Raw genomic sequence first — 14,682 nt, 5'->3', positions numbered from 1 at the left:
TTAATTATTAATTATTACCTCTCCTTGAAAAGAAGACGATTGACTAATCATGAAAATTTTTTCTCTCTTGGTCGATTGGATATGGCGAGGAGACCCGTTCTTACAGACCCGCTCCGAAGATGGCCATCCCACCCTTCGGGAAGCTGCGCTAACGACCGCTTGTTTCTCTTTTAAAGGAGAGGCTTTAAACCTTAATGATTCGGTAAGAAGGAAGAAAGAAGAAGCAATTATTCATAATTAAGAAGAAGGAAGGTGAGAAAGTATTATGTTATCTATATCAATAGAAAATAATACCAAATTCAAAAAAGTTCGTTACATCTTAATTTGTGATTTATTCGTACAATAAAAAAATGATAAGTTCCATAGTAAGCATTCAGCCGTTAGCTATTAACTATCAGCTATTGCTTTTGGTGTAGTTTCAAAGCTGTATTAGGCGTTGCTGACTGGTGGGTATGATTTGATAATTTTGTATTTGGGATTTTTGATTTTGGATGGTTTGAACTACTTGTTAATATTAACTTTTCCCTGTTCCCTGTTCCCTGTTCCCTGTTCCCTGTTCCCTATAAACCTACTTTCATACCTTAATTCAGCAATGCCCTGTATTAATCTAGTCAGAGTTAAATCTTATGACAAAAGTTGTTAAATTCTATATGCATTTAAACTCCTTCCTTAAAGGCAAGTTATTATTGTTGATAGCTGACAGCTAATAGCTGAATGCTTACGTTCCATAAATTATAAAACTTCAACTTTTTCCCTCTTTTTTATTATGTTTTTCGGGTGGATATCATATTTGCAAAAATACTTTTTTCGGCATTGGTGATTTTGGCTATGATTGTGCTTTAATGGCAATTGCCAAACTATTAACTGAAAAGCATTTTATATTTAGCAAAATTTAGGTTTCATAGCTTGATTCACCAACGCCATTTTTTCCTATATATTCCCTGTTACCTGTTGCCTAAAAGCGATAAATTTTTGGCTTTATTCAAAATTGAGATGCACCCTGTTTCTCTTTCCCTGTTCCCTGTTCCCTATCAGACTTTTATATATGAATATCTTTAAACATAGAACTTATAAATACCTAATTATCACCTTAATTACTTGTTTGATTATTACTGTAATTACAGACAGAATAATTAATTCAATAACTCAAGCAACTATTCCTCAAATAACTTTTTTAGAAGAGGTAAACTTTCCCACAAGATTAGAATTTAAAAATACAGAAGTTGGTGGGCTTTCTGCCATAACTTACAATCCAGAAAAACAAATTTTTTATGCAATTTCTGATGACCGTAGTAGCAAAGCACCAGCTCGATTTTATACTCTGAAAATTGACCTACAGCAAGATGAAATTTCAGAGGAAACTGTAACTTTTACAGATGTCACAACTTTATCAAATGAAACAGGTAAACCATTTCCAGCTTTGAGTATTGACCCAGAAGGAATGACTTTTACAGGAGAGACTTTATTTATTTCTTCTGAAGGAGATAGGGAACGTCAAATACAACCATTTATTAGAGAATTTTCTCTCACAGGAAAACAACTACGAAATTTGCCAATCCCTGAAAAATTTTTCATACAATCAAACAGTGGAATTAGAAATAATCTGGCTCTTGAAAGTTTAACTATTACTCCTAGTCAAAAATATCTCTTCACCGCTACAGAAAATGCTTTAGTTCAAGATGGCGAAGAACCAACTTTTAGTATGGGTAGCTACTGTCGAATTATACGGTATGATTTAGCTAAAGGTCAGCCAGAAACAGAATTTCTATACATCACAGAACCTATTGCTACTAATTCTAATAATCTAGGTGGTTTTAGTACCAATGGTTTAGTCGATTTACTTGCGTTAGATGATACTCATCTTTTAAGTTTAGAACGATCTTTTTCCCTAGGAACAGGAAATGTAATTAAACTTTTCCAAATAGATTTATCAGATGCAGATAATATTCAAAAAATTGATGGTTTAAATAATCAAATTACTGATATTTCTCCAGTGCAAAAAAAAATTACTCTTAGATTTCAGCACTCTAGAAATAGTCTTAGACAATATTGAAGGTATAACTTTTGGCCCAAAATTGGCAGACGGTCAGCGATCGCTCATCCTAGTTAGCGATAATAATTTTAACCCTCTACAAATTACTCAGATTTTGATATTTAGCACTAATCTTTAGTTAGCAGTCAGTAGGCGAAATAAAAACTATAGTGCTACAGTATATTTAGGGTAGACTATCTGTTTAACTATTCAGTAGTGGTACTTAGACATTTTATCGTAGGAAAAATGCGTCAAATTCAGTCTAGACAAGGGAATTACGTCGATGCCTTAAAAATGGCTAGAACCCCTGGTTATTCAGGATTTATGCCTTTTTGATGTAAAAGCCTCTGCCCATCTATATTTGATCCTATTTTCTGGCTTGATTTTGTGTAAGTACCAGTAGTCAGTAGTCATGTGGAAATTTTAAAACTTACTGACCAACCATATCAAGCAGCAAAATAAAAACTATAGTGCCATAGTATATTTAGGGTAGACTACCTGTTTAACTATTCAGTAGTTAATCAGGGCTATTTCATTCTAAACTGTGCCATTTTATGTATTGACGAAACCACGTTATTTACAGCTTTAGGAAATTTATCTTTCGCTGTCTGAAAATCAATAAATTCATTGTCAAAATCTAGAATGAAATGACCCTGGTAGTTAATCGTCAGTAGTGATGTGGAAATTTATAGAACTTGCCGACCAACCATATCAAGCAGCAAAATAAAAACTATAGTGCCATAGTATATTTAGGGTAGACTACCTGTTTAACTATTCAGTAGTCATTAGTGATGTGGAAATTTATAGAACTTGCCGACCAACCATATCAAGCAGCAAAATAAAAACTATAGTGCCATAGTATATTTAGGGTAAACTACCTGTTTAACTATTCAGTAGTCAGTAGATTTACTGTTTCAGCCCTAATATCTGACCTCGGCAATTCCGTTAAAAGATTAAGTATCAAAACCTTACTATAGTCTCAGGTTTCAGCTCTTAGAACAATACAGAGAAAAAAAATTTAGAGAAATGCTTGACAAATAAAAAGAAAAACCCCATAATAGTACATGGCTTGAAAATAAGGGACTGTAGTTCAACTGGTTAGAGCACCGCCCTGTCACGGCGGAAGTTGCGGGTTCGAATCCCGTCAGTCCCGTAGAGAGACAACTTAAACCTCAGAATATACTGAACATCATACGAACAGTAACTGCTGTTTGGTGAAACTCTATATTTTATGATAAAAGTAGGGAATCAAATCAGTATCAAAATTATAGATTTTAATATCACTCTGGTAAAATTGATATCTTCTCAGATTGAGCCAGGATGTAGAAAAGAATCTAAAAACAAAAAACTAAAATAGAAATTGATATGAGTGTTAGAGTTCGTCTGGCCCCAAGTCCAACAGGAAATTTACATATCGGTACAGCCAGAACGGCTGTATTTAACTGGTTATTTGCCCAAAACCAGAAAGGAAAATTTATCCTCAGAATAGAAGATACAGATATAGAGCGATCGCGTCCAGAATATACAGAAAATATTATGGAGGGATTGACCTGGTTAGGATTAGAATGGAATGAAGGGCCATGCTACCAGTCTCAACGGTTAGAATTATATCAAACAGCCACTCAAAAGTTACTAGACAAAGGATTAGCCTATCGCTGCTATTGTACAGAAGCAGAACTAGAGGAAATGCGGGAAGCTCAGAAAGCTAGAAAAGAAGCACCCCGCTATGACAACCGCCACCGTGACCTTACACCTAAACAACAAGCAGCTTTTGAAGCAGAAGGAAGACAGCCAGTAATTCGTTTTAAAATTGACGATGACCGAACAATTAACTGGAAAGACCTGGTTAGAGGGACAGTAACCTGGAAGGGCAGCGACTTGGGTGGAGATATGGTCATCTCCCGTGCTGCTAGTGTAAAGACAGTGGGACAACCCCTCTACAATATGGCAGTGGTAGTAGATGATATGGATATGGAAATTACCCATGTAATTCGTGGTGAAGACCATATTGCTAATACAGCTAAACAAATATTACTTTATGAAGCTCTAGAGGGAAAAGTACCAGAATTTGCTCATACACCTCTAATTCTTAATCAAGAAGGACGCAAATTGTCAAAACGGGATGGCGTAACTTCAATTTCTGATTTTAAAGAATTAGGTTTTATCCCGGAAGCGCTAGCAAATTATATGTGTTTGCTTGGGTGGACGCCTCCAGACTCAACCCAAGAAATATTTACCCTGACAGAAGCAGCTCAACACTTCACTTTTGAGAGAGTGAATAAAGCGGGAGGTAAGTTTGACTGGGATAAGTTGGATTGGATAAATAGTCAATATTTACATAATTTACCAGTAGGAGAACTGACTGATAGATTAATTCCCGTATGGCAAAAAGCAGGATATGAAGTAGACCCACAGAGCGATCGCCCTTGGTTAGAACAATTGGCCGCATTGATTGGACCTAGCTTGACTCGCCTCACAGATGCAGTAGAAATGAGTAAGTTATTTTTCTCCCCCACTGTAGAACTGGATGCAGAAGCAGCAGCACAAATGCAGAAAGAAGATGCTGTAAAATCTATTAATTCTATTATTGAGGGGATAGATAGTGATGCACCTCTGCGAGTGGGTGATGCACAAAAAATTATTAAAAGGGTGACTCAGGCAGTTAAAGTGAAGAAAGGCATTGTCATGCGCTCTCTAAGGGCGTCTTTAACTGGTGCCATGCAAGGGCCAGATTTAATTCAGTCATGGTTACTTCTGCATCAAAGGGGTTTTGATATATTACGCTTCAAAAAAGCTATAGGTCAGGAGGTTGAAGAAAGTAAAAAAGTAAATGCTCCTGCTAATAGTAATAAAGGGTTTGCTGAAATAAAAACAGCAACTTCAAAAACGTCTGTTCCACCAAAACAACAAGCTCAGAAAATAAAAGCATCAGTTACTCTTGATGGTGAGTCTCAAAGTGTTAAACCAACTATAGATCAAGCACAAGCAACAACTCCAACGGGTAAGTCTCAAGTTGTTGAACCTACTGTAGAGAAACAGAAACAAACTACGACTCCCAAAGGTGAGTCTAAAACTGTTAAACCAACTATAGATAAGGCACAAGCAGCAACTCCGAGTGGGGAAGCTAAAACAGTAAAACCTGCTGTAGAAAAGCAAGCAACAGCAACTCCCAAAGTTCCCACAACTCCAACTACGGTAAAACCGACTGTAGACAAGCAACCAACAGCAACTCCTACAGTCCCGACAACTCCTACGGGAGAAACTAAAGCTGTAAAACCGACTGTAGAAAAACAAGCATCAACAGAAACTCCTACAGTTCCCACAACTCCAACTGGAGAAACTAAAACAGTAAAACCTGCTGTAGAAAAGCAAACATCAACAGAAACTCCTACAGTTCCCACAACTCCACCTGGAGAAACTAAAACAGTAAAACCTGCTGTAGAAAAGCAAACATCAACAGAAACTCCTACAGTTCCCACAACTCCTACGGGAGAAACTAGAACGGTAAAACCAACTGTAGAAAAACAAACATCAACAGCAAAAACTCTTACTACAAAACCGGAAACCGTAGAACAACAAGTTGCTGCTCAAGTTGAAACTTCAACCTTGGATGACCAAAAGTCTGTAGACACAACAACTAATGAAACCGTTGAGAGTGATCGACTACAAAAGATTAAAGAAAAATTGATTAATACTTTTGCTAACTTTCCTGATTACATTAGTCAATTCTATCAAACATATCAACGTCAGCTTAAAGTAATTGGTTCGCTGATCTTAATCATATTAACCTTCAGATTAATTCTTGGTTTCCTAGAAGCTTTAGAAGGAATTACTACTTTATCAATTAGCTTTGAGTTGATAGGTATGGGATATTCAGTATGGTTTGTTTACCGTTATTTGCTGCGGAAATCTAATCGGCAAGAATTATTAGATAAAATTCAAGGTATCAAAGCAGAAATTGTGGGCAAAAAGTCTTAAACTTCTAATAGTTTCAGATACTGAAAACAACATGGGGGAAATTAAAAATCGAAGTAAACCAGAAAAATGTTTGTTTCAAATTCCCCCAATAATTAGGGTTTGCTGAAAAAGTCTTTTTTAAAGAGTAGGGAAGTAGGGGAGTGGGGGAGTAGGGGAGTAGATAGTAGTTAGGAGGAAGGGGGAATAGAATTTAAATAGGAGGTATTCATATATATTTGTCTGTTGATTTTTATGCAATTATTCTGCCTTTCATGCTAACTTTTTGATGGTTTTGAACTGAAAATCTGGCACTTTTTTCAACCTAAAAAAGGCTTTAACCTTTATCTATAGCGTTTTCAAATGAAATGTCAAACAAGAGTTAGTTATTTGCTAAGAGTAAAAAGTTCGGCAAACCTTCTTACCTGTTGTCTAAAAGCGACCAGATTTTTTACGCAAATCAAATGAAATTACTATATAAATGCTTTGATATTTAATCGGTAATATCATGTCCGGATAATTAGTTATAAAAAAACTTTCTCCTTCAACTCCAGTTCTTCTTCTTTCTTCCCTCTTTTCTCCTGACTCCTGAGGACTGACTCCTGAGGACTCCGTAGTTATTTATTTATCACTGTTCAACCGAACATGATATAAGACCTAATTATTTTGAATTTCTTTATCCGAAAACAGCACTCTAAATGAATAAAAATAAACGAAGAAAAACAATATTATTTTTAGTAGTATTATTTTCATTAGCTGGGATACAGAAAATCAGTCCTGTTTTATCCCAAGATTTACAATTGACACCTATATTTGAAGATGTAAATCTGTATCCAAAATCTCCTCAAAACCGAATGATTATTAGAGGATTAAGTGGAGGTCCTGTATCTGCAAAAGAAACAACAGGCAGAAATGACACGGTAACTGGACCTTGTGTAGGTTTTATCGATCGAAAACCAGATCATAGATTAATTTTAAATGGCTTTTTTCAATCCCTTAAACTTGAAGTTAAAAGTAGTGAAGATACAACTTTAGTAATTAGAGGTCCTGGGGGTAGTTGGTGTAATGATGACTTTGAAGGAAAAAATCCTGGAATTATGGGTCAATGGTTTTCAGGTACTTATGAAGTTTGGGTAGGTTCTTATCAAAGAAATAAATATTATCCCTATGTCATTAAAATTACTAAGGAAGATTGATATATTCTCTGGGGTGAAGTTGTGGAGATTTTCATTTAAAAAATAATTCTTGATTGAGCGAAAAGAACAAAAGTAAAGATAATTTCAGTATTTATTTGGTACTGTCAGTTCTGAAATTTTATTTATAACTGACCCGTCCGTTAGCGTAGCTCCCCCGGAGGGGGAATATGATATTAGTCTTCTATAAAATTACGCTTTTTTTCATCTTCAATCCACTTCTCAAAATACTTAATTTCTTTTTCTAGATATTGCTTGTGTTCCAGAAGTTCTATTGTATTAAAAATTGGCAGTAGTAATTTAAGATATTTTACGATTTTATGTGTTGCTTCAATATTCTTAGAGCTACTCAAAATATAATCTTCTGAGGAAAGTTCCTTATAATTCTTAACATCAGGTTCTATGGGAAGTTTCTTAAAATCCTGAAAATTTTGATTGTACTGACAAAATAGATCGATAAATTGATAACGTCTTTCGTAGGGAAATGTTGTAGTTACGCTAAACAATAATTGCATCAAATCAATATCTGTATATCTATTTTCAATCAGACTTTTTAGCAGTTTATTTTGTCTATCCTCAAAAACAACTTTCTCTTCTTCTGTTACTTCCAAAAAAAATCTTCTTTCGAGAATAGTATTTCTGGATATAGAGATAGATAATTCCTTTTCTTTCTGATAAATATGCTCAACTACTTGAGTGATTAGTTCCTGATAATTTTCATGTTTCCAAAGAAATGTATAGTTTAAATCATCTCGGAAGTTTGAGAACTTTCTTTCCTCATCGTATACCCAGTCAATATATTCAATTATGAAATTTTTTTGGTCAGCAGCAAGAATGCGAGTAAATATATCTTCAGAGTTAGATGAGTATCCCTTGATTTTTTGACTTAATAAATATGCTTGTTTTAGTACATCAAGTTTTTCTGTGAATAACTCAATTAAACGCTCATTGACCTGAGTGTAAGGATTAAATAAAAAATCAAAAGGATCGGCATAATTTGTCTGTTCATTAATTTTACTCAGAATAATTTCTGTTACCTGAGCAACCACATTTTTATCTAAGTCACGATATTTGAGAAGAAAGTCAAATCTTTGTGGTATTTCATCAAGTTCGCTTTGCCGATATAAGTGATATAGTTGCTCCAAATAATCGGATGTAATTTTGTCTTCAGGTAGTAAGCTGTAAAATCCAAATAACCATTTTCTTTTTGAAGTAAAATCAAATTGATTGAGCAATTCAAAAGCTTTTTCAACTCCAGAAATTTCAATTAATTTCTCAATTAATAGAAAATAATTAAGTTGAAATGGGTCGCCAAAATTGAAATAATATTTCAGTACATCTAAATAAAGCTCTGAATTTTCGCAGGTGAGAAAAATAACTTCAGCTATTCTACCACTGGGAAATTCAGAAGAGTAATGGTTTTTCTCTTTTGTTACAGCTTTTATCTCATGGCATTTCTCAAAGAAATCCTGATAATCCTTAAAATCGTAATTGGCAAAATATTCTTTGATTTGATTTTGCTTAAATTGCTTATATTCTTTCCCGTCTAAATAGCAGTTGTTTCTCTCATTCCAATTATCTGAAAGTATCCTAAACACCTTATAAGTTTCATTGACAAATCGTTCTCTTAGTTCATTCTTAAATTCAACTTGGTGAGACTCTAGAAAATCCAAATATTTCTGAACAATAAGACAATGATAATAATCTTTAGGATTTAACTGAGTTTCAATAAAGTCAAGCACTTCTACAGCGTCCTGCTTAATAATTTCACCGACAGGAAACTTAGAATATGATTTACTATATTGATAAATTATATTGATTACCTCTTTCTCAAAAATATCAATCTGATAGAGCTGAAATACTCCCTGCCAAATTTTATTTCTCAAATTAAGTAATTCTGGTGTAGGTAGTGGGGGAAATTGACGCCATAAAAACTCTCTTTTATTTTTAAGCTTAGAAGTATAAAATTCAAGTTTGAGATATTTTTCCGCTACACCAAAAAATAGTTTGACAAATAATTTGTTTTTTCCTTGATTTACTTTTTCCAGTAGCTTGTCAATGACTATAGACTGACTAATAAATTTTGCTATGTAGGAATCATGTTCAAATCCAAACACTTCAATAAGAAGGCGAAACACCTGTAATAGTTCCTGTGGTTTTTTTGTCAGATATTCAAACAGCAAATCTATAGCAATCTGAAAATTTTGTTCGTCAAAATTACTCGATAAACTAAGTAAGTCAAGAATAGAATATGATGGAATGTCAATATTAGAATTAGACGGAATATCTAAAGTTGAAATATCTACTGACTCGACTTCCATCTTGTCAATACAATTTTTAGCATATATGAGAATTTCTGTCTGTTTAAAAAAACAAAAAAGTTTCATCAGTTCAATTAAACTCTTCTCATCTCCTGCATCCTCATAAATTTTCCAAACTCGGTCTACCTCTGGAGTAAGTATTTTGATAATCTCCTCACTATCAAAAGCACTTAAAACAGGATTAAGAGCATCAACAAAATTATATTGAAACTGAGGAAATAAATTATCTAAGAGAACGGAAAATTTCAACAATTTCTCCTTGAAAAAAGTAAGATAAAACAGATATGTAGCTAGAACTTGGTCAGATATTCTAGCAATCTCATTTTCATATATATCTACCAACTCAAATTCATATAATTTACGAACTGCTTTCCATAAATTTTCCCTGTCAATATAAAATGTTGTTTGAATCTTTTCCATCATTTCATCGTTAGAGCAATCTACCACTTGGAAAAAAGCAACTATACCAGCAACTTTCAATAAACTTTCATCCTTAAAACCTGTAATATCTTCTCTAATTGAAGAATAATATATATCATAAACATCAGATACATTTTTAAGAGCTTCGACAGTTTTTTCTCCCTTTACTACCAAAGCAGTCATTATTGCCAGACGAGGATTACCTTGAACTATATCAACAATTCTTTCTATGTATAATTGATTCTGAATTTTGTATTCTTCTTTAACAAGTTGCTCAATTTGCTTATCTGTTAATGGGTTGATTTTTAGTGGGTTTAAATTACTATTATAAGAACGTGCTACTTTTTTAATTTCCTCAACTGCATAGTCACGAACCGTAGCTATTATTTTAATTTGCTGATTTTCACGTTTATCCAGAAGAAAATTAATAAAATGCTTAAATTCTTTGACCCGATTAGCATCATCTACAAAAATTAGATAACTTCCCTCATCTGAAAAATAAACATGGATATCCTCAAAAATATCTCTTTCTTTATTAAAAATACATTGAACTTTGTACTCAGAATATTTCTCTACAAACTTTCTACAACACTCTAAAACAAATCGAGATTTACCTACTCCTGCTTTACCAGAAACTATAACTAGATTATTTTCCTCAAGTCGTTGTAATATTTCCTTTATTTCATTTTCCCGAAAGTAAAACTTTGTATCTAGAGGAACAACATTTGTTCTTTCATTATAAGTAGTAATAAACTCATCAATATCAACTATTTGAAGAGTATCTACTTTAATTTCAAGAAAATCTTTAGCAATACCAGGATAATTTTGATAAAGGTCAAAAGAAATAGAGTCAATACCAAATATATCAAGCTCAACTCCATACTTCTGACATTCCTTTTTCAGAGACTTTTCTTCTTTTGTAGTCAGAGTAGAATTATGACATAAAATAATCTTTTCTATTTCTGTTATTGGTATTCCAGTCTTTTCTTCATCAAAACATTTGCGGAGGTCTTTCTTAAATTTTCCACAGACCCTCTCTTGCTGTGTTGTATACTCTGCCAAAATATACTTTCCATTTTCCAGAATAATTAAAGTATCTGGAGTTCCTTTTATTGATTTATCAGCTCCAATTACAGACCCTAATGATTTAATTTGGTGAAGCTGTTTAATTTTTTTATTAAGGTAAGCATCAGCAAGTTTTTGGAATGTACCACCGTCTAATTCTTTAAGTTTATTTTGAATCTCATTAATTTTTGACATAGTAATTCTATACAGATAAAAATAATATATTATTTGTCAACCTAAAAGTAGCGATCGCCCTTCTGTGCTATCTCTATTTTAGCAATTAAATTTTTACTCTCAAGTGCCAAAAAGTAATATCTGGAGTTCCTTTTCTGATTTTTTTAGTTCCCGATACAGACCCTAATGATTTAATTTACTTAACTTGTTCAATTTTTTTTGAAGGTAAACATCAGCAAATTTTTTAAACTCACCACCACTTAATTCTTTGAGTTTATTTTCAAGTTTGATTAATTTTTTCAATAGTAATTTTGTAGAGATAAAAATCATATCTTATTCACAGACTTGAAAGTAGCGATCGCCTTTCTGTGCTATCTCTATTTTAGCAATTAAATTTTTACTCTCAAGTACCAAAAAGTAATATCTGGAGTTCATTTTCTGATTTTTTTTACCAAATCCAGTTATACAATTATCGCATTCTCTACTTCCATTCAACGCAGACAAAAAATGTCGGTATATCCCCAGATAATTCCCACTCTTATTCTTCCTTTCTTCTTTCTCTTTTCTCCTGAATAATACGATAACTAACTATCCAGAATATTTTGTAAAAGTTTGCCCCTATAAATGTAGCTGAAAACTATAGCAGTCGAAGGAAAAGGCGCGGACATATCAAAAGCTTAAAACTCAGACAACACAAAATTTTTCCTTCTATCCTAGATAACTAAAGCCTTCTTCCCTCGTCTTTCTACTAACTTCAGACAATAAAAAAGAGCTAGAGATACTTACACAAATAAAACATCTCTAACTCTTAGTTTTTTCCACTGATATTTTATAAATTTATCCTTTTCTTTTGGGTTTAATAACCCATCATCACTAGCGGTTTTTACAATTGGTTGAGGTTTAAATCCCTTGCACTTTTTCCAATTTCAGTCTTTCTTCCTTCTTCCTTCTTCTCACGTTTCAGAAGCAGAAGATTGACTGAGAAAAGGAGTCAAATAAGCAACCAAAGCACCAATCAGAAAAGCTGCAACATTACGAGTCAATGGCAACCAATCTGAAGTTCTCGTCACTACTGGACCAATTCCGAAAGCAATAAACAAAATTCCCCACAATGGAGAAAATATTAACGCCCACTGCCAAGAAAAAGCTTGATCCGGTTTCCGGGGTTGAGCTGCAAAACCACAAATTACTCCACCAAGCGCTGATGTAATCAAAGTTAAAATCCATTGCTCTCTTGGTAAACCAGGGACAACGTTACAACCACCTTGACGTAAACAAGTTTTGATAGACTCTAATGATTGGATGATAGATTGGTCTTCACCTTGGTCTCGCACAAAAAATTGATTACCGTAGCGAGTTTGTAACTCTACCCAAAATGTCCGAGGTAGAAATTCATAGAGAGCGCGACCCACATTAAAGTTCAAGATATTACCACCACGGGAGTCCGCTACTAACAAAACACTCTTATTATCAAGTTCCCAAAAATCTTTAACTGCTCTACCAGGAGTACGGTCAAATTGAGTCAAAACCCTCAATTTCCAGCCAGTTTCAGTTTCAAATTGCTCTAAATCTTTAGCTAATATATCTTCTTGAATGTCCGTTAAAGTTCTTGCTAAGTCAATAATTGGTGTTTGCTCTTCCGGGAGTAACTGAGGATTATCATAAGCATTGGCAACTCGAGGAGTTAGAGCAAAAATTGATAATGTCGCGAAAACTCCTACAATTAATACAGAAATTTTTTTTAAAAAGTTTTTTTTCATCTTATCTTTAGTTTTAAACTCAAAAGTGGACAGTAAATGCTTGTATTAAAAAAGGGTTCAGAAAAATCTCATATTTCTTTACATTTATTTACTTTACCTCACATTTATATAAAATGCGCAGCCAATGTTAATATTGTTGAAACTTTTGACTGAATAATACTGACTATTGGTAATACAAATAAGAATATAATTATGTATTAAAGATCACTATTTCTATTTTTTATTAAAATAATATGGGTCTAAAACCCAGCCTTTTAAGGGGAAATATTTTTGTAGAGTTGCTCAAATCCCCGTTATAAAAATAACTTCTGATTTCTGACTTCTGACTTCTGACTTCTGACTTCGTTAAGCTCACCTACTTAACATTAGAGTTAAGTAGGGCTTGCTGATTAAATATCAAAGCATTGACTGATATTGGTTTTAGCATTTTTTTGTCTAAAAAAATGCCAGCTTTTCAGCCTAAAGAGCTGCATAAAGCTAGTATTTTGGGACGATTATGGCAGAACAATCTGGGGACAATTTTTCCGACTACCTCCTCTATAATTCCCATTTCTCCTGTCTCCTGTCTCCTGTCTCCTGTCTCCTGTCTCCTAGCCCTACTAAAAGATTTATTCAGCAAACCCTAAGTAGCAGAAGTCTAAATTTAACTCAACCAACTTGCGGCCAAAGCAATTGCTAAAGCATCAGCAGCATCATCTGGTTTAGGAATCTCATCTAAATCTAATTCTCTTGCTACTGCTTGTTGCACATCAGACTTATCTGCATTGCCATAACTTGTTAGTGCTTTTTTAATTTGTGCAGGCGTAAACTCTATTAATGGAATTCCATGTTGGGCTAATACTAACATTAAAATTCCTCTAGCTTGAGCAACTAAAATTGTACTGCTCATGCGATAAAAAAATAGTTTCTCTGTAGCTGCTAAGTCTGGTTTAAAGGTATTAAATATCGTATGTAAATCTTCATAAATTGTGATTAAACGGTCGCCCATTTCTTGTTTTTTTGTAGTTTTAATCACCCCAAAATCAATCAGAGAAGTAGAGTCTATCTTGTCTGTTTTTGAATTATAAATACACTTAATTAACCCAAATCCTAATACTGCCAAACCCGGGTCTAATCCAAGAATTAATTTTTCCAATTTTAGACTTTTGATTCTTATAGTAAATTTGCTGGTTGTAGGGAATCGGATAAAATTATAAGCTCTTATCAAATATTACTTTTTATCAGTTTTTCCGCTGTATAAGGAACACCAAAATTCCGAACATGAGTAGTAGTTTTAAAAGGAAGATGTCCGTAAGGGGCTGAAATTTTATATGTAATATTTTTATATCTATTATCCTTATCACCCCACCCCACTTGCTTGATAAAAATGTCAGCGATGTAGCTGCCGCTAGGCTCCGCCAACGCGACATCAAAAATCCCTGGTTTACCTCCTAATTCTATCCAAATCTGTTTTTGAATGCTAAATCCAAATTTGCCGTTACTATAGTTAATCCACAATTGATTAATTTTATTTAAGTCTTTACAGGGGATATTTTTGATATCTTCTCAATCAAATCGATACTGTTTTTCTCGCCCTACTAATGAAAGTAATATTCTTAGTGTTTCTTCGTCTGCTTCTTTAAATTTATCAGATGACAAGAAGTTTTCCAAAGCTGTGTAATCTATTTGTTTATCTATTGGAGGACGAGAAGTTATCCAAAAATTTATATTGGGGGATAAAGATATAAATTACAACAACAAATATGAATATACCAGTTCCTATC

General features: G+C 33.6%; 9 protein-coding genes, 1 tRNA gene and 2 pseudogenes. 7 read left to right on the top strand and 5 right to left on the bottom strand.

Annotation, left to right across the window (positions count from 1 at the left end):
- The first annotated feature begins 67 nt into the window (after nt 1-67).
- The 7 genes and pseudogenes from F6K18_RS01245 (at nt 68) to F6K18_RS01215 (ending at nt 7,182) form a co-directional block, all read left to right on the top strand.
- A complete protein-coding gene (locus F6K18_RS01245) occupies nt 68-241 on the top strand; it encodes a hypothetical protein (RefSeq protein ID WP_287517872.1) in 174 nt (57 codons plus the stop codon).
- Between the two features lie 804 nt (nt 242-1,045).
- Nucleotides 1,046-2,053, top strand: a complete 1,008-nt coding sequence (locus tag F6K18_RS01240; protein ID WP_287517871.1) for an esterase-like activity of phytase family protein — start codon at nt 1,046-1,048, stop codon at nt 2,051-2,053.
- Nucleotides 1,968-2,171: an esterase-like activity of phytase family protein gene (locus F6K18_RS36310; RefSeq protein WP_353734985.1), complete on the top strand. Its 204-nt coding sequence runs from the start codon at nt 1,968-1,970 to the stop codon at nt 2,169-2,171. The genes F6K18_RS01240 and F6K18_RS36310 overlap by 86 nt, the downstream gene beginning before the upstream one ends.
- Before the next feature lie 940 nt (nt 2,172-3,111).
- A tRNA-Asp gene (locus tag F6K18_RS01230) sits at nt 3,112-3,185 on the top strand.
- A gap of 212 nt (nt 3,186-3,397) precedes the next feature.
- Nucleotides 3,398-4,831 (top strand): annotated as a pseudogene (gene gltX / locus F6K18_RS01225) (glutamate--tRNA ligase); the annotation flags it as partial.
- Between the two features lie 807 nt (nt 4,832-5,638).
- Complete coding sequence (locus tag F6K18_RS01220; protein WP_287518197.1) at nt 5,639-6,010, top strand: CAAD domain-containing protein; 372 nt, start codon at nt 5,639-5,641, stop codon at nt 6,008-6,010.
- A 674-nt stretch (nt 6,011-6,684) separates the two neighbouring features.
- Complete coding sequence (locus F6K18_RS01215) at nt 6,685-7,182, top strand: hypothetical protein (protein WP_287517869.1); 498 nt, start codon at nt 6,685-6,687, stop codon at nt 7,180-7,182.
- A gap of 173 nt (nt 7,183-7,355) precedes the next feature.
- Here F6K18_RS01215 and F6K18_RS01210 read toward each other — a convergent pair whose 3' ends face one another.
- The 5 genes and pseudogenes from F6K18_RS01210 to F6K18_RS01190 form a co-directional block, all read right to left on the bottom strand.
- Complete coding sequence (locus tag F6K18_RS01210) at nt 7,356-11,180, bottom strand: ATP-binding protein (protein WP_287517866.1); 3,825 nt, start codon at nt 11,178-11,180, stop codon at nt 7,356-7,358.
- Nucleotides 11,181-12,112: 932 nt separating this feature from the next.
- Entirely contained in the window at nt 12,113-12,919 is an 807-nt protein-coding gene (locus tag F6K18_RS01205; RefSeq protein ID WP_124145187.1) for a TPM domain-containing protein, read from the bottom strand.
- 454 nt (nt 12,920-13,373) lie between these two features.
- On the bottom strand, nt 13,374-13,538 hold the full coding sequence (locus F6K18_RS01200; protein ID WP_161564542.1) for a hypothetical protein: 165 nt from the start codon (nt 13,536-13,538) through the stop codon (nt 13,374-13,376).
- A gap of 24 nt (nt 13,539-13,562) precedes the next feature.
- On the bottom strand, nt 13,563-14,054 hold the full coding sequence (gene ruvC / locus F6K18_RS01195; RefSeq protein WP_287517862.1) for a crossover junction endodeoxyribonuclease RuvC: 492 nt from the start codon (nt 14,052-14,054) through the stop codon (nt 13,563-13,565).
- Between the two features lie 68 nt (nt 14,055-14,122).
- Nucleotides 14,123-14,584: pseudogene (locus F6K18_RS01190) on the bottom strand (GUN4 domain-containing protein).
- Between the last annotated feature and the right edge of the window lie 98 nt (nt 14,585-14,682).

This window comes from Okeania sp. SIO2C2, assembly GCF_010692625.1.
In the GTDB taxonomy this organism is placed as follows: Bacteria; Cyanobacteriota; Cyanobacteriia; order Cyanobacteriales; family Microcoleaceae; genus Okeania; species Okeania hirsuta.
The sequence above is the reverse complement of the archived record's forward strand: the minus strand, read 5'-3'. Positions and strand labels throughout refer to the sequence as shown.

Bases quoted from the DNA above. Each gene is read 5' to 3' on its own strand.
- F6K18_RS01240 (WP_287517871.1), top strand. From the start codon at position 1,046: ATGAATATCTTTAAACATAGAACTTATAAATACCTAATTATCACCTTA.
- F6K18_RS01215 (WP_287517869.1), top strand. From the start codon at position 6,685: ATGAATAAAAATAAACGAAGAAAAACAATATTATTTTTAGTAGTATTA.
- F6K18_RS01210 (WP_287517866.1), bottom strand. From the start codon at position 11,180: ATGTCAAAAATTAATGAGATTCAAAATAAACTTAAAGAATTAGACGGT.
- F6K18_RS01205 (WP_124145187.1), bottom strand. From the start codon at position 12,919: ATGAAAAAAAACTTTTTAAAAAAAATTTCTGTATTAATTGTAGGAGTT.